Here is a 19708-nt window from a genome sequence, read left to right as displayed (position 1 = left end):
GGATCGGCGGCATGGACAGTGCCGTCGACGGAGTGACCGACCCCCGCAGCAAGCGCGATCTCGAGGAGGGCATCCAGCGCGACTTCACGCGCAAGATGTCCTACGGCGACTACCTGCGACTCGACACGCTCCTCAGCGCCCAGCAGCCGCTCAGCGACCCGCCTCAGCACGACGAGCTGCTCTTCATCATCCAGCACCAGACGTCTGAGCTCTGGCTCAAGCTGCTCATCCACGAGCTGCGTTCTGCGAGAACGCTGCTCATGAGCGACGACCTCGGCCCGGCGCTCAAGCGGCTGGCCCGGGTCAAGCACATCCAGCACACTCTCACCGACCAGTGGTCGGTGCTCGCGACCCTGACCCCGAGCGAGTACGCCGAGATCCGGCCGTTCCTCGCCGCGAGCTCGGGCTTCCAGTCGGCGCAGTACCGCGAGGTGGAGTTCCTGCTCGGCAACAAGAACGCCGACATGGTCGCGGTCTTCTCGCACGACGAGGGCGCCCGCATCGCGCTCGACGCGCTGCTGCGCGAGCCGAGCCTCTACGACGAGTTCCTCGCGTACCTCGGCAGGCGGGGGTATGCCGTCCCCGCAGAGGTGCTCGACCGTGACTGGTCGCAGCCCTACCGCCTCAGCGAGGGCCTCGTCGACGTCTTTGCCGACGTCTACGCCCGACCCAATGAGCACTGGGGCGTCTACGAGACGTGCGAGGAGCTCGTCGACGTCGAGGACAACTTCCAGCAGTGGCGCTTCCGGCACCTGCAGGTCGTGCAGCGCACGATCGGGCAGAAGACCGGCACCGGCGGATCGACCGGTGTCGACTTCCTGCGCCGGGCCCTCGACCTCACGTTCTTCCCCGAGCTCTACGAGGTGCGCACGCGCGTCGGCGCCTGACGCGGCCCTGTCGGAGCAGACTCTCGCGTTGCCGACCCGTGCCGTCTCGGCCAAGGTGAAAGGAGCGACTCTGGTCGCGACGGCCACCAGACGCAGGGAGGCGACATGGCTGACGTTGCAGCGAAGGAGCGGGAGGCCGAGGAGACCGGCGAGCTCAAACGGGTCATGGGGCCGGGGCTGCTCCTGCTCTTCATCGTCGGAGACATCCTCGGCACCGGCGTCTATGCCCTGACCGGCGACGTCGCGGCGGAGGTCGGGGGAGCCGCCTGGGCGCCGTTCCTCGTCGCCTTCGCGATCGCCATCCTCACGGCGTTCTCCTACCTCGAGCTCGTGACGAAGTACCCGCAGGCGGCCGGTGCGGCGCTCTACACGCACAAGGCGTTCGGCATCCACTTCCTCACCTTCATCGTCTGCTTCACGGTGATGTGCTCGGGCATCACCTCGGCCTCCACGGCCTCGCGGGCGTTCGCCTCGAACCTCGCCAAGGGGTTCGGCCTCGACGACAAGAACAGCGGGCTCATCCTCGTCATCGCGCTCGCGTTCATGACCCTCGTCGGGGCGATCAACTTCCGGGGCGTCGGCGAGAGCGTCAAGGCCAACATCGTGCTCACCCTCGTCGAGCTGTCGGGCCTGCTGCTCGTGATCTTCGTCGGGTTCTTCGCGCTCTTCGGCGGCAAGGGGGACTGGTCGCGCACCCTCATCTTCGACTCGACCGGCGACAAGTCGGCCTTCTTCGCCGTGACGGCGGCGACCTCGCTCGCCTTCTTCGCGATGGTCGGCTTCGAGGACTCGGTCAACATGGCCGAGGAGACCAAGGACCCGGTGCGGATCTTCCCGAAGATGATGCTCACCGGACTTGGCATCACGGGAGTCATCTACGTGCTCATCTCGCTGTGCTCGGTGGCCCTCGTGCCCGTGGGGGTGCTCGCCGACAGCGACACACCGCTCGTGACGGTCGTCGAGACGGCGGCCCCCGGTGTGCCGATCAAGGACCTGCTGCCGTTCATCTCGATGTTCGCCGTCGCCAACTCGGCGCTCATCAACATGCTCATGGCCTCGCGGCTGCTCTACGGCATGAGCCGTCAGGACGTGCTGCCGCACGTCCTCGGCAGGGTGCACCCGAGACGCCGCACGCCGTATGCCGCGATCGTCTTCACGACGCTCATCGCATTCGGCCTCATCGGATACGTCTCCTTCGCGAGCACCGATGCGATCGCAGCCCTCGGGGGCACGACGTCGCTGCTGCTCCTCGGCGTCTTCACGATCGTCAACATCGTCGTCCTCGTGCTGCGCCGCGACCCGAGGCCCGGCCCGCACTTCGTCACCCCGTCGGCGCTGCCGGTCGTCGGGGCCCTCGCCTGCTTCTTCCTCGTGCTGCCGCTCTCGGGCCGGCCCGCCGAGCACTACCGGATCGGCGGTGGGCTGCTCGTTCTCGGCGTCCTGCTCTGGGTGCTCACCTGGCTGGCGAACCGGGGTTTGCGGGCCAAGAAGACCTACTTCCGCGACCCCGACGACCTCACCTCGCCCCCTCCGCACCGCGAGTCGAGGTGATGCCGGCACCCCACGTCGGGCCCGGGATCACCTCGATCCGGGGGAGTGCCCGGGGGCGGGTTGGGTCAGGTGGCGGTCTTGGCGCGGACCTGGCGCTTGATCCGCCCGAGCATCGCGACCATGCCGCGCAGGCGCAGCGGCGAGACCGCCTCGGCGAGCCCGAAGCGCATCGGCGCGTCGTCGGGGACCGCGAGCACCTGCGCCGCGGATAGCCCGTCGAGCCCCTCGTGGAGGATGCCGGCGAACCCCCGTGTGGTCGGGGCCTCGGCCGGCGCGTCGAAGAAGAGGTGCACCTCGCGCTGCTCGAGCGAGGCGCCGTCGTCGACCTCGACGGTGAGGAAGAGCGGCGACTGGCACTCGTCGACACGTTCGAACTGGTCGAGCCGGCCGGCATACCGCTCCGGGAGCGCCGGCAGCTCGTCACTGAACTCCAGCAGCAGCTGGAGCTTGAGGTCGTTGCTCGCGGAGCGGAAGTCGTCGGCGATCTCGGCGAGGGGCGCCGGCAGTGGGGTGTCGCTCACCGCACTCACTTCTCGATCGGCACGCGGACGGCGTTGCCCCACTCGGTCCACGAGCCGTCGTAGTTGCGCACCGACGGGAAGCCGAGCAGGTGCGTCAGCACGAACCACGTGTGCGACGACCGCTCGCCGATGCGGCAGTAGGCGACGACGTCGTCGGTCGGCGCGAGCCCCTGCTCGGTGAGGTAGATCGCCTCGAGCTCGGCGCGCGACTTGAACGACCCGTCGTCGTTGGCGGCGCGGGCCCACGGCACCGACTTGGCTCCCGGGATGTGGCCGCCGCGCATCGCCCCCTCCTGGGGGTAGTCGGGCATGTGCAGCAGCTCGCCGGAGTACTCGCCGGGGGAGCGGACATCGACGAGCGGCTTGCCGAGGTGGGCGAGGACGTCGTCCTTGAAGGCACGGATCGGGGCGTCGTCGCGCTCGGCGACCGGGTAGTCGACCGGGGTCGGGGTCGGCACGTCGCGGGTCAGCTCACGTCCTTCGGCGATCCACTTCGCCCGCCCGCCGTCGAGCAGGCGCACGTCGTCGTGCCCGAAGAGGCTGAAGACCCAGAGGGCGTAGGCCGCCCACCAGTTGCTCTTGTCGCCGTAGATGACGACCGTCGTGTCGCGCCGGATGCCGCGCTCGCCCATGACCTTCGCGAAGCCCTCGCCGTCGACGTAGTCGCGCGACACCGGGTCGTTGAGGTCGACGTGCCAGTCGATCTTCACCGCACCGGGGATGTGGCCCGTGGCGTAGAGGAGGACGTCCTCGTCGGACTCGAGCAGGGCGATGCCGTCGGGCCCGCCGACCCGGCCGGCCGCGATCTGCTCGGCGAGCCACTCGGTGGTCACGAGCCGCTCGGGGTGCGCGTATTCGGAGATCTTGGGGTCAGCGCTCATGCGACCCATCGTGTCACGCGAGCCTGTCGAGGTCCTCGCGGCACCGTCGCTCGAACTCCCCGAGCTCGGCGATGGCGTCCTGGACGTCCTTGAGCCGCTGGTCGAGGTCGGCCCGGCGCTCGTCGATCTGGCCGAGGACGTACTCGAGCTGCGTGCGCCGCCCCCGCGGGGCGTCGAAGAGGTCGATGATCGTGCGGATCTCCTCGAGCGGGAAGCCGAGGCGCTTGCCGCGCAGGATGAGCCCGAGCCGCGTCCGGTCGCGGCGGCGGTAGACCCGCTGCGTGCCGCGACGCTCGGGGGAGATGAGGCCGAGGTCCTCGTAGTGGCGAACGGTGCGGTGCGTGACGCCGAACTCCTCCGCCACCTGGGCGATGGTCCACGTCTGCTCGGACGTGCGGGTCGCCGCGGCACTTGTCATGGGCCCGATCATGCTTTACGTTTACGTCAACGTCAAGCACGGGCCACGAGCGCGTGATGGCGACCCACCACCTTCAGGAGAACAGCGATGTTCGAGCTCAGCCAGGACCACGAGGACTTCCGCGCGGTCGTCCGCGACTTCGCCGAGAAGGAGGTCGCGCCCAACATCGCCAAGTGGGACGCCGCGTCCTACTTCCCCACCGACCTCGTGCCCAAGATGGGCGACCTCGGGCTCTTCGGTCTCGTCGTGCCGGAGGAGTACGGCGGCGCCGGCGACAGCGGCGACTTCACGAGCCTCTGCGTCGCGATCGAGGAGCTCGGCCGGGTCGACCAGTCCATCGGCATCACCCTGTCGGCCGGTGTCGGGCTCGGCATCAACCCGATCCTCACCTACGGCACGGAGGAGCAGAAGCAGCGCTTCCTGCCCGACCTCGTCGCCGGTCGCACCCTCGCTGGCTTCGGCCTCACCGAGCCCGAGGCCGGCTCGGACGCCGCAGCGAGCCGCACCCGAGCCGTCCGCGACGGTGACGAGTGGGTCATCGACGGCGCCAAGGCCTTCATCACCAACTCGGGCACCGAGATCACCTCGGTCGTCACCGTGACCGCCCGCACCGGCACCAACGCCGACGGCTCGCCCGAGATCTCGGCCATCATGGTGCCGGCGGGCACCCCCGGCTTCATCGTCGAGCCCGCCTACCACAAGCTCGGCTGGCACGTCTCCGACACCCACGGCCTCACCTTCGAGGGCTGCCGGGTGCCGGTCGACAACCTGCTCGGCGAGCCGGGGCAGGGCTTCAAGCAGTTCCTCAAGACCCTCGACGACGGCCGGATCGCGATCTCCGCGCTCGCCGTCGGCTGCGCCCAGGCCTGCCTCGAGCTCGCCACCGACTACGCGAAGACGCGCATCGCCTTCGGCCGTCCGATCGGCGTCAACCAGGGCATCTCCTTCCAGCTCGCCGACCTCGCCGTCATGGTCGAGGGCGCCCGGCTCATGACCTACAAGGCGGCATGGCTCAAGGACGAGCTGCACGCGGGGCGGCGCTCGGTCGCGGAGGTCAAGCACGCCGCGTCGATCGCCAAGCTCTACTCGACCGAGGCCGCCGTGTCGGCCACCCGCATCGCCACGCAGGTCTTCGGCGGCAACGGCTTCATGGAGGAGTACCCCGTGGCCCGCTTCTACCGCGACGCGAAGATCCTCGAGATCGGCGAGGGCACCTCCGAGGTGCAGCGGATGCTCATCGCCCGTGGACTGGGCCTGCCGGCATGACCGAGCTCGACACGGGCACGGCCGCGGCGGTGAACCCCAACGCCGACCCGAGGGTCGCCGACGTGCGGGCCCGCCTCCACGCGGCATACCTCGCCTCGGCGAGCGCCCCCGAGAAGGCCCAGGCCAAGCTCGACGCCCAGGGCAAGATCTACGTCCGCGACCGCATCGCCCTGCTCTTCGACGAGGGCTCCTTCGTCGAGGACGGTCGCTACGCCAACGCGCTGCAGCCCGGGCTGCCCGCCGACGGCGTCGTCACCGGACGCGGCACGGTCGACGGGCGGCCCGCGATCGTCATCGCCAACGACCCCACCGTCAAGGCCGGGTCGTGGGGCGCGCGCACCGTCGAGAAGATCGTGCGCGCGACGGAGATGGCGCTGCGCGAGGAGCTGCCGGTCTTCTGGTTCGTCGACTCGGCGGGGGCGCGGATCACCGACCAGGTCGAGATGTTCCCCGGCCGCCGCGGCGCCGGGCGGATCTTCCACAACCAGGTCGCCCTCTCGGGCCGGGTGCCGCAGATCTGCTGCCTCTTCGGCCCGAGCGCTGCCGGCGGCGCCTACATCCCGAGCTTCTGCGACCTCATCATCATGGTCGAGGGCAACGCCTCGATGTACCTCGGCAGCCCGCGCATGGCCGAGATGGTCGTCGGCGAGAAGGTGACCCTCGAGGAGATGGGCGGGGCGCGCATGCACTGCACCGTCTCGGGGGTCGGTGACCTGCTCGCGCACGACGACGCCGAGGCCATCGAGCTCGCCAAGCTCTACTTCTCCTACGTCCCCGGCACGTGGCGCGACCACCCGCCGACGTATGCCGTGGAGGAGCCCGAGGTGCCCCTCACCGCGCACACCGTGCCCGAGCGGGAGTCGGTGCCCTTCGACATCCACGAGGTCATCGACGGACTCGTCGACGAGGACTCCTTCTTCGAGCTCAAGCCGCTCTGGGCGGGCGAGCTCGTCATCGGCTTCGGGCGCATCCACGGCGAGAGCGTCGGCATCGTCGCCAACAACTCGGCGGTCAAGGGCGGCGTGCTCTTCACCGACAGCGCCGACAAGGCGGCCCGCTTCATCTGGCTCTGCGACGCCTTCGGCATCCCGCTGCTCTACCTCGCCGATGTGCCGGGCTTCATGATCGGCTCCGAGGTCGAGCGCGGCGGCATCATCCGGCACGGCGCCAAGATGGTCAGCGCCGTCGCCTCCGCGACCGTGCCGCAGCTCTGTGTCGTCGTGCGCAAGGCCTACGGCGCCGGCCTCTACGCGATGGGCGGTCCCGGCTTCGGCCCCGACGCGACGATCGCCCTGCCGACGGCCCGCATCGCCGTCATGGGACCGGAAGCCGCGGTCAACGCCGTCTACGCCAACAAGATCGCCGAGATCGGCGCCGAGCAGGGCCCCGAGGCCCGCGACGCGTTCGTCGCCGAGCGTCGTCGGGAGTACGAGCAGGACGTCGACATCGAGCGTCTCGCGGCCGACCTCGTGCTCGATGCGGTCGTCGAGGCCGATGAGCTTCGCTCGGAGGTCAGCCGACGCCTGGCTTATGCTTCCCGGCGTGACCGTCACTTCAGCGAGCGCCGACGCTCCGTCCCGCCGGTCTGAGCCGCGCCTCGGTCACCGCCTCGAGCACCCCGACCGCGAGGCCGAGGCCCGTCAGCCGTTCTACCGGCGCTTCCCGGTCTGGTTCCCGTTCGCCGTCTACGGACTCTCCCGCATCTGGGTCCTCATCGCGGGCATCGTGCTCGCCCGCACCCAGATCGCCCTGCCCATCGGCACGGCCAACATCCGCATCTTCTACCCCTCGCCCGAGAGCCCCGGCTACTGGACGGTGATGAGCGGCTGGGACGGCCAGTGGTACCGCGTCATCGCCGAGCAGGGCTACCCGGCGGTGCTGCCGCGCGCCGGGTGGGGCGGCATCGACATGAACCCGTGGGCGTTCTTCCCCGTCTTCCCGATGACGGTCGGCGCCATCATGAAGGTGACCGGTCTGCCTTTCGAGATCGTCGGGCCGCTCCTGTCGACGCTGCTCGGCTTCGTCGCGATGCACCTGCTCTTCAAGCTCGTCGACGAGGCCGTCGGGCGCTGGGAGGCCATCGTCGCCGTGACGGCGACGAGCTTCTACATCGCCTCGGTCGCCTTCTCGGCGTCCTACACGGAGTCGGCCGCGCTGCTGCTCGTCGTCACCGTCATGCTGCTGCTGCGGGCCAGGCGGTATGCGTGGGTCGTCGTCGCGTTGCTCGCCCTCTCCCTGACCCGCAACGTCGTCATCGCCATGGTGCCCGTGATCATCGCTCACGCCGTCGTCCGCTGGCGCCAGCACGACGAGGGCGCCCACCCGGTGCGCTTCCGGTGGGGGATGGCTGCGCTCGCCGCGTATGCCGCGACCCTCACCTTCCTGTGGCCGACGATCGTCTCGATCGGCACCGACACCCCGGATGCCTACAACCAGACGATGCTCGCCTGGAACATCGAGACCAAGCTCAAGCTCTATCTCTGGTGGGGGCTGCTCTACGACTACTGGGGCATCGCGGGCCAGGTGCTCGGCGTCCTCGGCGTCGCGGGCTTCACGTGGTTCATGCTCTCGAAGAACTCGTGGCGCTGGGGCCCGGAGATCTGGGGCTGGGCCGGCGCCTACCCGGCCTACATCATCCTCGTGACGAGCACGACGCCGAGCCGGGTGCGCTACGCGATGCTCGCCTTCCCCTTCACGCTCATCATCGCGTGGTTCCTCAAGCTGCCATGGTGGCGGCGCTACCGCTACTGGCTGCTGCTCGGCATCGTCCTGCTCGGGGCAGCGCAGATGTGGTACTGGCTGCAGCACTACCTCGTCATCGAGAACCTCACCGACGACCTCTACCCCTGATCGTCTCCGGCCGCCGCGCCGACGACGTCGAACCACCCGATGCCGGCGTCTGCGAGCAGGTCACGCAGCAGCGGGAGCGAGAGGCCGACGACGTTGTGGTGGTCGCCCTCGATCGCCGTGACGAACGCGCCGCCGAGGCCGTCGATCGTGAAGGCGCCGGCGACGAGCAGCGGCTCGCCCGTGGCGACGTAGGCGTCGATCTCGTCGTCGGAGAGCTTGGCGAAGTGGACCGTCGTCGAGGCGGTCGCCCCGAGCGTCGCCCCGCCGTGGTCGTCGCGGTCGTCGACGACCCAGTGACCGGTGTGCAGCACCCCCGACCGGCCGCGCATCCGGCGCCAGCGCGCCCTCGCCTCATCAGCGTCGGCGGGCTTGCCGTGCACCTGGCCGTCGAGCTCGAGCACCGAGTCGCACCCGAGCACGACCGCACCCCGGTCACCGGCCGAGGCGACGTCCTCCGCCTTGGAGCGTGCGAGGAGCAACGCGATGTCGCCCGCCTCGAGCGGGCCGTAGCGCTCGAGCGCCTCGGCGACGACGAGGTCCTCGTCGACGGTGCTGACGACGACCGTCGGCCAGATCCCCGCCGCGCGCAGCGTCGTGAGCCGGGCCGGCGACGCGGAGGCCAGCACGAGACGGACGGCGGGCTGCGAGGTGAGCGGGCTGCGCGGCATACCGCAGCATAGGACGGCCGCGCCGCCCCGACCGTGGCGGTCGGGACGGCGCGGCGCGTGGCTGCGACGGTCAGATCTCGTCGAGCACCGCGGCCCGGAGGGTGTCGAGCCCGACCCCGCCGATGTCGAGGGCGCGGCGGTGGAAGGCCTTGAGGTCGAACGCATCGCCCTGGCGTGCCTTCGCCTCGTCGCGGAGCTGGAGCCAGAGGCGCTCGCCGATCTTGTAGCTCGGGGCCTGCCCCGGCCAGCCGAGGTAGCGGTTGAGCTCGAAGCGCAGGACCTTCTCGTCCATGAAGCCGTAGCGGGTGAGGTAGGTCCACGCCTTGTCGTAGTCCCACGCCCCGCCGCCGACCTCGTCAGGGGCGTCGAAGCCGCAGTGCACACCGATGTCGATGACGACGCGGGCGGCCCGAAGCGACTGTCCGGCAAGCCAACCCATCCGGTTGCCGGGGTCGTCCATGTAGCCGAGCTCGGCCATGAGGCGCTCCGCATAGAGCGCCCACCCCTCGCCGTGGCCCGACGTCCACGCCTCGAGCCGGCGCCACTTGTTGAGCAGCCCCGAGCGGTAGACGGTCTGGGCGACCTGGAGGTGGTGGCCGGGGACGCCCTCGTGGTAGACGGTCGTCAGCTCGTTCCACGTGCGGAACTCGGTGTTGCCCTTGGGCACCGACCACCACATGCGGCCCGGGCGGCTGAAGTCGTCGGACGGCCCGGTGTAGTAGATCCCGCCTGTCTGCGTCGGCGCGATCATGCACTCGATGCGCTGGACCGGGCCGGGGATGTCGAAGTGGACGTCCTTGAGGTCGGCGATGACCTCGTCGGCCCGCTCCTGCATCCAGGCCTTGAGCGCGTCGGTGCCGTGGAGCTGGTACTTCTCGTCGGCGTCGAGGATCTCGACGCCGCGCTGCACGCTCGCCCCGGGCTCGAGGCCCTCGGCGATCTCGGCCATCTGGGCGTGGAGGTGTGCCACCTCCTGCTGACCCCAGCGGTAGGTCTCCTCGAGGTCGACCGTCGCCCCGAGGAAGTAGCGCGACTCGAGCGCGTAGCGCTCGCGCCCGCACGCGTCGTCCTCGGGAGCGTGGGGGAGCAGCTCACGCTCGAGCCAGTCGGCCATCGAGCCGTATGCCGCCGCGGCGGCCTTCGCGGACGCGGCGAGCGCCTCCCGCACCTCACCCGTGAGCGGCTCGTCGCCGACCGTCGCGTCGGCGACGACCTTCGCGAAGTAGCCGTCGTCGGCGGTGAGGTCGCGTGACTGCTCGGCGCAAGCCTCGACCTGGCGGCGCGGCGAGACCTGTCCGCGGTCGCGCGCGACGAGGAGCGCCTCTTGGTAGCCCTCGAGGGCGGCCGGGATCTTGCCCATGCGGGTCGCGAAGACGCGCCAGTCGCCCTCGGAGTCCTGGGGCATGAGGTCGAAGACGTCGCGGACGCTCTGGAGCGGGGAGGCGAGGACGTTGAGCGACATCTCGTCGAGGCCCGCGGCATACCGGTCCTCGGCGAGCTGGAGCCGCTCGGTCATCGCGGCGACGGTGACCCGGTCGACGTCGTCGACGGGAGAGGCGCCGGCGAGCTCGGAGAGCGCGGTGCGGCGCACCTGCGACGCGGCGGCATTGCCGGCGGGGGAGAGGTCGTCGAGATCCTCCTCGCCGCCCGGCACGCCGAGGAAGGTGGCGTTGATGGGGCTGAGCGCGACCGCGGCGTCGAAGTAGCGCTCGGCGATGCGGTCGACGTCGGTCTGGGGGCGGGTGGCCTGCGACGGATCGGTCTGGGTGTCAGGGGTGTCGGTCACCCGCCGAACGTACTGCACGACCCCGCCTGCGTGGCGACGCAATTCGGGTCGCTCAGTCGCCCCGCCCGCTCGCGACGACGAGGACGAGCTGGCCGTCGGTCAGCGGCTCGCCCACCGCGGGCCACGTCGCCACGACGGTGCCCTTCGGCTGGGCTGACGGCACGGAGACGGTCGTGACGCGCAGGTCGGTGCGGAGGTTGTCGGGCAGGGCGTCGCGCACGTCTGCTGCCGACGACCCGACGATCCACCCGGGCACGGTGAGGGTGTCGCCTCGGGACGGGCCACCGTCCGACCTGCTCTCGGACTTGACCCCTCCGCGGCTGACGACGAGAACGACGGTCTGTCCGGCAGGCACGGTGGCACCGGCGCCCGGCACCGTGGCGAGCACCTGGCCACGGTCGGCGCGGGAGCGCGCCTGCACGGTCTGGACCTTCAGGCCCATCACCTCGAGGGTGCGCCTCGCGTCCGCGGACCGCGTGCCGACGAGCCCGTCGGGAAGGCGCACCTCGTCCGCGGGCGGGGTCGAGGTGGGCTGCTCGGGCGTGGGGGCTTCGGCCTTGGACGTCGGCACGCGGGTCGGGGTGGGCGAGCCGGTTGTCGTCGTAGCGGGCCCGGGGGCCACGGAGGGCCCGGACGCGACGCGCGGGGCCTCGGGGCGGTCGGCGAGGAGCATGCCCCCGCCGACGACGAGCACGAGGGCTGCGACGGCCGCGGCGGCCCACGCCACACGGCGTCCGGACCGGGCGGCGGACGACGCGGTGTGCCGGGCTGTCCGGGCTGTCAGGGCTGTCCGGGGGGCTGCGGGGACGGCGGGCGGCAGGGCCGGCATGGCGCGCGTCGCGTCGAGGGGCAGGGCCACGAGCGCCGTGGCGTCCGTGCCGGCCGCAGCAGGTCTCGCCGGCTGCCCTGAGTGTGCCGCCTGTGCCGCCTGTGCCGCCTGTGCCTTAGCGGCGGGGTCGTCGGGGAGAGCGTCCCGCAGAGCCGCAGCCATGGCTGCGGCATCGGCATAGCGGTCGGCCGGGTCCTTGGCCGTCGCGACCGCGACGACGCGGTCGAGCCCGGCCGGCACCCCCGGGGCCGAGGCGCTCGGCGCCGGGACCGGCTCGTCGAGGTGGCGCAGGGCGACGGCGACGGGCGTGTCACCCTCGAAGGGAGGCCGCCCGGTCAGCATCTGGTAGAGCAGGATCCCGAGCGAGTAGAGGTCGGACGCCGGCGTGGCGGCCTCGCCGCGGGCCTGCTCCGGCGGCAGGTAGGCGGCCGTGCCGAGGATCGTGCCGACGTCGGTGAGGGCGCTGTGCCCGAGGCTGCGCGCGATGCCGAAGTCGGTGACCTTGACCCGCAGCTCGGGCGAGACGATGACGTTGCCGGGCTTGATGTCGCGGTGCACGACGCCGGCGCGGTGCGCCGCGGTGAGAGCGGCACAGACCTGCGTGGCGATGGAGACGGCCTCGTGCGGGTCGAGGCGCCCGCGGCGACGGAGCAGGTCAGCGAGGTCGGTGCCCGGCGCGAGCTCCATGACGATGAAGTGCGACGGCTCGTCGATGCCGTCGTCGTGCACGCCGTAGTCGTAGACCTGCGCGATCGAGGGGTGGATGAGCCCGGCCACGACGACAGCCTCACGGCGGAAGCGCTCGACGGCCTCCGCGGAGCCGCCGTGGGCGCGGTGGAGCAGCTTGACGGCAACCCGTCGGGCGAGTCGCTCGTCGGTGGCGACGTGGACCTCGCCCATGCCGCCGACAGCGAGCGGCTCGCCGAGCACGTAGCGTCCCGAGAGCCGCACCGGCGTGGAGGAGTCGGCGGACATGACGGACAACCCTAGGGCAGCGGTCGGGGCGGGCGTCAAACGCAGGCGTCCGCCGGCTGCCCGTCAGCGGGGGAGGGCGCTCGCGCGCCACCCCCCGATCCGCGTCGACGGGCCGACGAGGCGCCAGGCGGGGTCGGCCCAGGCGGAGCGGCGCGTGCCCGCGTCGGACTCGTCGCCGCCGCCGAGGGCCGAGAGCACGACGACGAGCGCCGCCAGCTCCTCGGGCGTCGGGTTGCCCGACACGGACAGGGTGGGGCTCGCCGCGCCCGTGGGCGCCGTGGTCTCGCTCACCGCAGCCTCCTCGTCGTGGACAGCCGGGTCACAGCGGGATGTTCCCGTGCTTCTTGGGTGGCAGCGACTCGCGCTTGTTGCGCAGCGCCCGCAGGGCCCGGGTGACGTTCATCCGCGTGTTGGACGGGGAGATGACGGTGTCGATGTAGCCGCGCTCGGCCGCGATGTAGGGGTTGGCCAGCGTCTCCTCGTAGTGGTGGATGAGCTGGCTGCGGTGGGCCTCGACGTCGCCACCCTCGGCGGCCGTGGCGGCGAGCTCCTTGCGGAAGAGGATGTTGACGGCGCCCTGCGCGCCCATGACGGCGATCTGGCCCGTCGGCCACGCGAGGTTGATGTCGGCGCCGAGGTGCTTGGAGCCCATGACGTCGTAGGCGCCGCCGTAGGCCTTGCGCGTGATGACGGTGATCTTGGGGACGGTCGCCTCGGCGTACGCGTAGATGAGCTTGGCGCCGCGACGGATGATGCCGTCCCACTCCTGCGAGGTGCCCGGGAGGAAGCCCGGCACGTCGACGAAGGTGAGGACCGGCACGTTGAAGCAGTCACAGGTGCGCACGAAGCGAGCCGCCTTCTCGGAGGCGTCGATGTCGAGGCACCCGGCGAACTGCATGGGCTGGTTGGCGACGACCCCGACCGACATGCCGTCGACGCGGGCGAAGCCGGTGATGATGTTGGGCGCGAAGAGCGGCTGCACCTCGAGAAACTCGCCGTCGTCGACGACGTGCTCGACGATGTGCTTCATGTCGTAGGGCACGTTGGGCGAGTCGGGGATCGCGGTGTCGAGCCAGAGGTCGTCGTCGGTCACCGACAGGTCGGCCTCGCCCTCGCCGTAGGCCGGCGGCGTCTCGAGGTTGTTGCTCGGCAGGTAGGACAGCAACGCCTTGACGTAGTCGACAGCGTCCTGCTCGTCGCTGCCCATGTAGTGCGCGACACCGGAGCGGGTGTTGTGCGCCTGCGCGCCGCCGAGCTCCTCGAAGCCGACGTCCTCACCCGTGACGGTCTTGATGACGTCGGGGCCGGTGATGAACATGTGCGAGGTCTTGTCGACCATGACCGTGAAGTCGGTGATGGCGGGCGAGTAGACGGCACCGCCGGCGCACGGGCCCATGATGAGCGAGATCTGCGGGATGACCCCAGAGGCGTGCACGTTGCGGCGGAAGATCTCGCCGTAGAGCCCGAGCGAGACGACGCCCTCCTGGATGCGGGCGCCGCCGGAGTCGTTGAGGCCGATGACGGGGCAGCCGATCTTCATCGCGAAGTCCATGACCTTGACGATCTTCTCGCCGAAGACCTCGCCGAGGGAGCCACCGAAGACGGTGAAGTCCTGCGCGAAGATCGCGACCTGTCGCCCGTCGACGGTGCCGTAGCCGGTGACGACGCCATCGCCGTAGGGCCGCTTGGCCTCCTGGCCGAACTGGTTGCTGCGGTGCCGGGCGTACTTGTCCATCTCGATGAAGCTGCCCTCGTCGAGCAGCATCTCGATGCGCTCGCGGGCCGTCTTCTTGCCGCGGGCGTGCTGCTTCTCGACGGCCCGCTCGGAGCCTGCGTTGGCCACCTCGGCCACGCGACGCTTGAGGTCGGCGAGCTTGCCCGCCGTGGTCGTCAGGTCGAGGTCGGTGCGATCGGCCGTCTGGGCGGCAGCGAGTGCCTGATCGGGTGCCATGGCCGCACTCTAGTCTTGGCGACGTGCGCGATTCGCTTGACGCGGAGATCGTCGGTGCGGGGTTGGTCACGTCGGGGCAGCCGTGGCGCGGCGTCGAGTTCCATGCTGCGCTGGCCTCCACCAACACCCGGCTGCGCGAGCTCGTCACCCGTGCCGCCACCCCTACCGGTCCGTATGCCGCCGCCCCGGGTGCGCGCGACGGTTGCCTCTGGTGGGTGGTGCTGACCGACCACCAGACCGGCGGCCGCGGGCGTCTCGGTCGGGTCTGGGAGGTGCCGGACCGGGCCTCCGTGGCCGTGTCCTGCGCCGTGCCGGTGACGGAGCCCGCCGTGGCCGGGTGGCTGCCGCTGCTCGCGGGGCTCGCCCTGTCGCGGGCGCTGCGGACGGTCAGCCGGGCGGCTGGCCACGAGCTCGACCCGCGCCTCAAGTGGCCCAACGACGTCCTTCTCGGCGACGACGAGGACCGCAAGGTGAGCGGCATCCTCTGCGAGCTCGTCCCCCTGCCGTCGGAGCGGCCGGGAGCTCACGACACGGCATACGTCGTGGTCGTCGGCACCGGGGTCAACGTCGACCAGTCGCGCGACGAGCTGCCCGTCGACACGGCGACCTCCCTCGCCCTCGCCGGCGCGACGGTGCGGCGTGAGGACGTCGTCGTCGCCTACCTGCGCGAGCTCGCCGCGCTGCTGCGAGGCCTCGAGGGCACGACCTCAGGTGGGTCTCCCGCCGTCGGGGCGGTGGACGAGTCGACCCGCGCGGCCTACGTGTCCGCGTGCGCCACCGTGGGTGCGCGGGTGCGGGTGCACCTGCCGGGCGGTGTGGAAGCGGTCGGCGAGGCCGTCGACATCGACCGCGACGGCGGCCTCGTCGTCGTCACCCCGAGCGGGCGCCGCACCTTCGCGGCGGGTGACGTCGTGCACGTGCGCCGGCCCTGATGATCCCGTGATGCGCCTGACCGGGCGGCTGGCATGATCGGAGCCATGACCGCCCCGGGCTCAGATCCAGCCGACCGGGCTGGGCAGGACTTCACCGAGCAGCTGCTCGGCCAGCCCCGCGTGCTCCGGCGGCGCGACGTGAGCCGTGGAGCCGAGGTGTCGCTCCTGTCGGCGCGCAAATTCTGGCACGCCCTGGGCTTCCCCGTCGTCGACACCGACGACGAGCTGTTCACCGAGGCCGACCAGCAGGCGCTCGCGACCGTCGCCGGCATCGTCCGGGAGGGGCTGCTCGACGAGCCGACGGCGCTCGCGATGACCCGCGCGTTCGCGCGGTCGGCCGACCGTCTCGCCGGCTGGCAGTCGCAGCTCATCGCCGAGGCCGTCGAGGCGGAGGCGACGCTGCGCATCGAGGCCGAGCACGGGGCACCGGCCGAGCTGGCTGTCGCGGCGGACGGTGCCGAGTCGCCGGAGTCGCCGGAGTCGCCGGAGTCGCCGGAGTCGCAGGAGTCCCCGGAGTCCCCGGAGTCCCCGGAGTCCCCGGAGTCCCCGGAGTCACGATCGGTGCCCGGCGTCGAGACGGCGGCGGAGACGGCGCGCCGCCTCGCCGAGCTGACCGACCGCCTCGAGCCGCTGCTCGTCTACGCGTGGCGACGGCACCTGTCGGCGACGGTCTCGCGCATGATGGCCGACGCCGACCCGGAGTCCTTCGGCCTGACGAAGATGCGCTCCGTCGGCTTCGCCGACCTCGTCAACTTCACGGCGCTCGTGCGCCGCCTGTCGGAGCGCGACCTCGCCCGGCTCGTCTCGCGCTTCGAGGCCCTGTCGGCCGACGTCATCACCGCCCACGGCGGGCGCCTCATCAAGACGGTCGGCGACGAGGTGCTCTTCACGACCGTCGGCGCAGCGCCGGCCGCCGCCATCGCGCTCGACCTCGTCGACACGATGACCGAGGACGACGTGCTCCCCGACGTGCGGTGCGGCATGGCCCGCGGGCCGATCATCTCGCGCCTCGGCGACGTCTTCGGCACCACGGTCAACCGGGCGTCGCGCCTCACCGCCGTCGCCGGAGCGGGCTCCGTGCTCGTCGACGCGCCGATGGCCCGCGAGCTCGCGAGCATGTCGGGCTTCGTCCTCACCGGGCAGCGCCGCCGCGTGCTGCGCGGCGTCGGCGCCGTCACCCCCTCGGTGCTGCGGCGCGCCTCGAGCGCCGGCCGCGGCACCACCTGACCCACCCACCCGCCCTCTCGGGCGCAGACCAAGGAGCCCGTATGCCGCCCCGCCCCGCCCTCGTGCGCGTCGACCGATTCGAGGTGCCCGGTCTCGAGCACGTGGCCGAGATCGTGCTCGACCGTCCCGAGGCGATGAACGCGGTGTCCACCGCGATGGCCCAGGCCATCGCGGCGGCCACCGCCCAGGTGGCGGCCGACGACTCGGTGCGCTGCGTCGTGCTGAGCTCCAGCCACGACCGCGCGTTCTGCGTCGGAGCCGACCTCAAGGAGCGCAACTCCTTCACCGACGCCGACCTCATGGAGCAGCGGCCGGTGGCGCGGGCGGCATACGGCGGGGTGCTGGCGCTGCCGGTGCCCGCGATCGCGGCCGTCGACGGTTTCGCGCTCGGCGGAGGCTTCGAGCTCGCGCTGTCGTGCGACCTCGTCATCGCGGGCGAGGGCGCCCTCGTCGGGCTGCCGGAGGTCAGCGTCGGCGTCATCCCCGGTGGCGGGGGCACCCAGCTGCTCGTGCGGCGGGTGGGCTGGTCGCGCGCGGCCCGGGCGATCTTCACGGCCGAGCGGCTCGGCGCCGCGGCCGCGCTCGAGCTCGGCGCCGTCGACGAGGTGGTGCCTGCGGGCACGGCCCGGGCGCGTGCGCTCGAGCTCGCCGGGGCGATCGCCGCGAACTCGCCGGTCGGGCTGCGCAACGCCAAGCGGGCCATGCGCCTCGGCGCCGACGTCGACCTCGCGACCGGGCTGGAGGTCGAGGACGCGTGCTGGCGGGCCACTGCCTTCTCCGGTGACCGGCGCGAGGGGGTCGCGGCCTTCGCGGAGAAGCGCACGCCGGTCTGGCCCGGTCGGTGAGGCCCCGTTCGGCGAGCGTCTGCTCGTCGGGCGTCCGCTCGGCGAGCGTCGCCGACACCGACCGGCCCCGGCGCTGGGGGCTGCCACGACGTGCGCCCGCGGGCCTTGTGGATAGGCTTCGACGCGTCGGGGGCGACGGATGTGCGATGGAACGAGGACGGTGACATGACTCGAGTGCTCCTGGCGGAGGACGACCCCGCCATCTCGGAGCCACTGGCCCGTGCCCTGCGGCGTGAGGGCTACGAGGTCGACGTTCGTGAGGACGGGGCAGCAGCCCTCGACGGCGCGAAGGAGAACCCCGACCTCGTCCTGCTCGACCTCGGCCTGCCCAAGATCGACGGTCTCGAGGTGTGCCGGCGCATCCGGGCCGAGGGCCGCACGATCCCCGTGCTCATCCTCACGGCACGCGCCGACGAGGTCGACACCGTCGTCGGGCTCGACGCCGGCGCCGACGACTACGTCACCAAGCCCTTCCGCCTCGCCGAGCTGCTCGCCCGGGTGCGCGCGCTGCTGCGCCGCACCCCGTCCGACGCCGCCGTGACCGGTGAGCTCGTGCGGATCGACTCCGACGGCCGCCGGGCCTGGTTCAAGGGGATCGAGCTGCAGCTGACGGCCAAGGAGTTCGACCTGCTCCGCGTGCTCGTGCGCGAGCAGGGCAAGGTCGTCTCGCGCGAGCAGCTCATGCGCGAGATCTGGGACACCGCCTGGTTCGGCTCCACGAAGACGCTCGACATGCACATCTCGGTGCTGCGCCGGAAGCTCGGTGACGACGCGACGTCGCCGCAGTACATCGCCACCGTCCGTGGTGTCGGCTTCCGGTTCGAGCGGCCGCAGGCAGACTGACCGTGCGCCGGCTGCTGGCGCGCACCTCCTTCACCAGTGCGCTCGTCTGCGCGGTGGTCGCGGCGGTGCTCGCGACGGGCGTCGTGTGGTGGGTCCTGACCACCCGAGCCTCGGTCGTCGCGGAATGGCTGACGGCCGACCCGACGACGGGGGTGGCGCGCTTCGCGGCCGTCATGATCGGGGCGGGATTGCTCGGTGTGCTCGCCGGTCACCTGGCGACGACAGGGACGCGCGCGCACATCGAGCGAGCGTCGCAGGACCTCGTCGCCGTCGCCAAGCGGCTGGCTGCGGGGGAGGCGCGCCTCGCCCCCGTGCGCTCCGACATCGCCGAGATCGACACGGTCTCGGAGGTCATGACCCGCCGCGCCCACGACATGACGAAGTCGCTCGCTGCCGAGCGCGACTTCGCCTCCGACGCCTCGCACCAGCTGCGCACCCCGCTCACGGCCCTGCTCATGCGCCTCGAGGAGATCTCGCTCACCGACGACGCCGACGTCGTCAAGGAGGAGGCGAACATCGCCATCGCCCAGGTCGAGCGCCTCACGCGGGTCGTCGACGACCTCCTCGGTCGCACACGGGGGTCGGGCGGGCCGGCCCCGGCCGTGTCTCTCGACTCCGTCATCGCCGCGCTGCAGCGGGAGTGGCAGCCGGCTTTCGAGCAGGCCCGGCGGTCGGTGCGGGTCAGGGGCGAGCGGGGACTCTTCGTACGCTCCACCCCCGTCGCGCTCTCGCAGGTGCTCTCGACCCTGCTCGAGAACTCCCTCGTGCACGGGCGCGGCACGGTCGACGTGCACGCGCGCCGCTCCGGGCCCTCCGTCGTCGTCGAGGTCAGCGACCAGGGCGACGGCGTGCCCTCGGCCATGGCGCCGCACATCTTCGAGCGGTCGGTGAGCAGTGGCGCGGGCGGCAGCACCGGCCTCGGCCTCGCCCTCGCCCGCGACCTCGCCGAGTCCAACGGCGGCCGGCTCGACCTCGTGCAGGCCCAGCCCGCCCGCTTCGCCCTCTTCCTCTCCGAGGCCGAGACCGACTGAGCGCGGCCGCGCCGGGTCGCCCGGCCCGCGCCGGTGTGGAGCGGGACGGTTGTGAGTCATGGACGTGTCGGTCCATGAGTGAGCGCAGGTCCACCCTGCGCCGATCGTGAGTCGCCGCATCCCTCGATGGCCCTCTCGGTGACGCCGGCCGCGCCTGTTCCCGGGCCCTGGGCGGGTCGTGCGCGTTGGTTGACGCGGAGATGCTCCTACGCCAAGAGCGTCCCTCGCCGACCCCAGTCACGCTCGA

Annotated in this window: 18 protein-coding genes; 10 read left to right on the top strand and 8 right to left on the bottom strand. The window is 71.8% G+C overall.

All coding sequences use genetic code 11. From position 1 onward, the window contains the following. Nucleotides 1–11: 11 nt before the first annotated feature. Nucleotides 12–887 carry a tryptophan 2,3-dioxygenase gene (locus tag FBY41_RS01470; RefSeq protein WP_260439496.1) on the top strand — a complete coding sequence of 292 codons (876 nt, stop codon included), beginning with the start codon at nucleotides 12–14 and terminating at the stop codon, nucleotides 885–887. Between the two features lie 105 nt (nucleotides 888–992). Then, on the top strand, nucleotides 993–2438 hold the full coding sequence (locus FBY41_RS01465; RefSeq protein ID WP_141841652.1) for an APC family permease: 1446 nt from the start codon (nucleotides 993–995) through the stop codon (nucleotides 2436–2438). A gap of 65 nt (nucleotides 2439–2503) precedes the next feature. Here FBY41_RS01465 and FBY41_RS01460 read toward each other — a convergent pair whose 3' ends face one another. From FBY41_RS01460 to FBY41_RS01450, 3 genes are read right to left on the bottom strand one after another with little or no spacing between them, the layout of a single operon-like run. After that, a complete protein-coding gene (locus FBY41_RS01460) occupies nucleotides 2504–2959 on the bottom strand; it encodes a SufE family protein (protein ID WP_141841651.1) in 456 nt (151 codons plus the stop codon). Nucleotides 2960–2964: 5 nt separating this feature from the next. Then, nucleotides 2965–3840 (bottom strand): sulfurtransferase, encoded by an 876-nt coding sequence (locus FBY41_RS01455; protein WP_141841650.1) that lies wholly within the window; start codon nucleotides 3838–3840, stop codon nucleotides 2965–2967. 13 nt (nucleotides 3841–3853) lie between these two features. Beyond that, a complete protein-coding gene (locus FBY41_RS01450; RefSeq protein WP_141841649.1) occupies nucleotides 3854–4258 on the bottom strand; it encodes a MerR family transcriptional regulator in 405 nt (134 codons plus the stop codon). Between the two features lie 87 nt (nucleotides 4259–4345). Here FBY41_RS01450 and FBY41_RS01445 point away from each other — a divergent pair, with 87 nt between their 5' ends. Genes FBY41_RS01445 through FBY41_RS01435 form a run of 3 tightly spaced genes read left to right on the top strand, consistent with a single transcriptional unit; the run spans nucleotide 4346 to nucleotide 8374 of the window. Next, nucleotides 4346–5524 (top strand): acyl-CoA dehydrogenase family protein, encoded by a 1179-nt coding sequence (locus tag FBY41_RS01445; RefSeq protein WP_141841648.1) that lies wholly within the window; start codon nucleotides 4346–4348, stop codon nucleotides 5522–5524. Beyond that, complete coding sequence (locus FBY41_RS01440) at nucleotides 5521–7113, top strand: acyl-CoA carboxylase subunit beta (RefSeq protein ID WP_141841647.1); 1593 nt, start codon at nucleotides 5521–5523, stop codon at nucleotides 7111–7113. Before FBY41_RS01445 ends, FBY41_RS01440 begins: the two co-directional genes overlap by 4 nt. Continuing rightward, a complete protein-coding gene (locus FBY41_RS01435; RefSeq protein ID WP_260439495.1) occupies nucleotides 7067–8374 on the top strand; it encodes a hypothetical protein in 1308 nt (435 codons plus the stop codon). The genes FBY41_RS01440 and FBY41_RS01435 overlap by 47 nt, the downstream gene beginning before the upstream one ends. Here FBY41_RS01435 and FBY41_RS01430 read toward each other — a convergent pair. The 5 genes from FBY41_RS01430 to FBY41_RS01410 all read right to left on the bottom strand — a co-directional run bounded on the left by FBY41_RS01430 (nucleotide 8365) and on the right by FBY41_RS01410 (nucleotide 14583). Beyond that, nucleotides 8365–9042 carry a Maf family protein gene (locus tag FBY41_RS01430; RefSeq protein ID WP_141841645.1) on the bottom strand — a complete coding sequence of 226 codons (678 nt, stop codon included), beginning with the start codon at nucleotides 9040–9042 and terminating at the stop codon, nucleotides 8365–8367. The genes FBY41_RS01435 and FBY41_RS01430 overlap by 10 nt on opposite strands. 70 nt (nucleotides 9043–9112) lie before the next feature. Continuing rightward, nucleotides 9113–10828, bottom strand: coding sequence for a DUF885 domain-containing protein (locus FBY41_RS01425; protein WP_141841644.1), 1716 nt, complete (start codon nucleotides 10826–10828; stop codon nucleotides 9113–9115). A 52-nt stretch (nucleotides 10829–10880) separates the two neighbouring features. After that, nucleotides 10881–12632 carry a protein kinase domain-containing protein gene (locus tag FBY41_RS01420; protein ID WP_141841643.1) on the bottom strand — a complete coding sequence of 584 codons (1752 nt, stop codon included), beginning with the start codon at nucleotides 12630–12632 and terminating at the stop codon, nucleotides 10881–10883. 63 nt (nucleotides 12633–12695) lie between these two features. Then, nucleotides 12696–12923 carry an acyl-CoA carboxylase subunit epsilon gene (locus FBY41_RS01415; RefSeq protein WP_141841642.1) on the bottom strand — a complete coding sequence of 76 codons (228 nt, stop codon included), beginning with the start codon at nucleotides 12921–12923 and terminating at the stop codon, nucleotides 12696–12698. 28 nt (nucleotides 12924–12951) lie between these two features. Beyond that, on the bottom strand, nucleotides 12952–14583 hold the full coding sequence (locus FBY41_RS01410; RefSeq protein ID WP_141841641.1) for an acyl-CoA carboxylase subunit beta: 1632 nt from the start codon (nucleotides 14581–14583) through the stop codon (nucleotides 12952–12954). 23 nt (nucleotides 14584–14606) lie between these two features. On the opposite strand from FBY41_RS01410, the gene FBY41_RS01405 reads away from it, so the two are divergent. From FBY41_RS01405 to FBY41_RS01375, 5 genes are all read left to right on the top strand, one after another. After that, entirely contained in the window at nucleotides 14607–15515 is a 909-nt protein-coding gene (locus tag FBY41_RS01405; RefSeq protein ID WP_141841640.1) for a biotin--[acetyl-CoA-carboxylase] ligase, read from the top strand. A gap of 45 nt (nucleotides 15516–15560) precedes the next feature. Further along, complete coding sequence (locus tag FBY41_RS23730) at nucleotides 15561–16742, top strand: adenylate/guanylate cyclase domain-containing protein (RefSeq protein ID WP_260439494.1); 1182 nt, start codon at nucleotides 15561–15563, stop codon at nucleotides 16740–16742. 41 nt (nucleotides 16743–16783) lie between these two features. Then, nucleotides 16784–17587, top strand: a complete 804-nt coding sequence (locus FBY41_RS01385; RefSeq protein WP_141841639.1) for an enoyl-CoA hydratase-related protein — start codon at nucleotides 16784–16786, stop codon at nucleotides 17585–17587. A 165-nt stretch (nucleotides 17588–17752) separates the two neighbouring features. Beyond that, nucleotides 17753–18430 carry a response regulator transcription factor gene (locus FBY41_RS01380; protein WP_141841638.1) on the top strand — a complete coding sequence of 226 codons (678 nt, stop codon included), beginning with the start codon at nucleotides 17753–17755 and terminating at the stop codon, nucleotides 18428–18430. 2 nt (nucleotides 18431–18432) lie between these two features. Then, entirely contained in the window at nucleotides 18433–19461 is a 1029-nt protein-coding gene (locus tag FBY41_RS01375; protein WP_141841637.1) for a sensor histidine kinase, read from the top strand. Nucleotides 19462–19708: the final 247 nt, after the last annotated feature.

It is taken from the genome of Humibacillus xanthopallidus (assembly GCF_006716675.1).
Classification (GTDB): domain Bacteria; phylum Actinomycetota; class Actinomycetes; order Actinomycetales; family Dermatophilaceae; genus Humibacillus; species Humibacillus xanthopallidus_B.
The sequence above is the reverse complement of the archived record's forward strand: the minus strand, read 5'-3'. Positions and strand labels throughout refer to the sequence as shown.

Excerpts from the sequence above, each read along its gene's own strand:
- FBY41_RS01470 (WP_260439496.1), top strand. The coding sequence starts at position 12 with ATGGACAGTGCCGTCGACGGAGTGACCGACCCCCGCAGCAAGCGCGAT.
- FBY41_RS01465 (WP_141841652.1), top strand. The coding sequence starts at position 993 with ATGGCTGACGTTGCAGCGAAGGAGCGGGAGGCCGAGGAGACCGGCGAG.
- FBY41_RS01455 (WP_141841650.1), bottom strand. The coding sequence starts at position 3,840 with ATGAGCGCTGACCCCAAGATCTCCGAATACGCGCACCCCGAGCGGCTC.
- FBY41_RS01450 (WP_141841649.1), bottom strand. The coding sequence starts at position 4,258 with ATGACAAGTGCCGCGGCGACCCGCACGTCCGAGCAGACGTGGACCATC.
- FBY41_RS01445 (WP_141841648.1), top strand. The coding sequence starts at position 4,346 with ATGTTCGAGCTCAGCCAGGACCACGAGGACTTCCGCGCGGTCGTCCGC.
- FBY41_RS01440 (WP_141841647.1), top strand. The coding sequence starts at position 5,521 with ATGACCGAGCTCGACACGGGCACGGCCGCGGCGGTGAACCCCAACGCC.
- FBY41_RS01430 (WP_141841645.1), bottom strand. The coding sequence starts at position 9,042 with ATGCCGCGCAGCCCGCTCACCTCGCAGCCCGCCGTCCGTCTCGTGCTG.
- FBY41_RS01420 (WP_141841643.1), bottom strand. The coding sequence starts at position 12,632 with ATGTCCGCCGACTCCTCCACGCCGGTGCGGCTCTCGGGACGCTACGTG.
- FBY41_RS01410 (WP_141841641.1), bottom strand. The coding sequence starts at position 14,583 with ATGGCACCCGATCAGGCACTCGCTGCCGCCCAGACGGCCGATCGCACC.
- FBY41_RS23730 (WP_260439494.1), top strand. The coding sequence starts at position 15,561 with ATGACCGCCCCGGGCTCAGATCCAGCCGACCGGGCTGGGCAGGACTTC.
- FBY41_RS01385 (WP_141841639.1), top strand. The coding sequence starts at position 16,784 with ATGCCGCCCCGCCCCGCCCTCGTGCGCGTCGACCGATTCGAGGTGCCC.
- FBY41_RS01380 (WP_141841638.1), top strand. The coding sequence starts at position 17,753 with ATGACTCGAGTGCTCCTGGCGGAGGACGACCCCGCCATCTCGGAGCCA.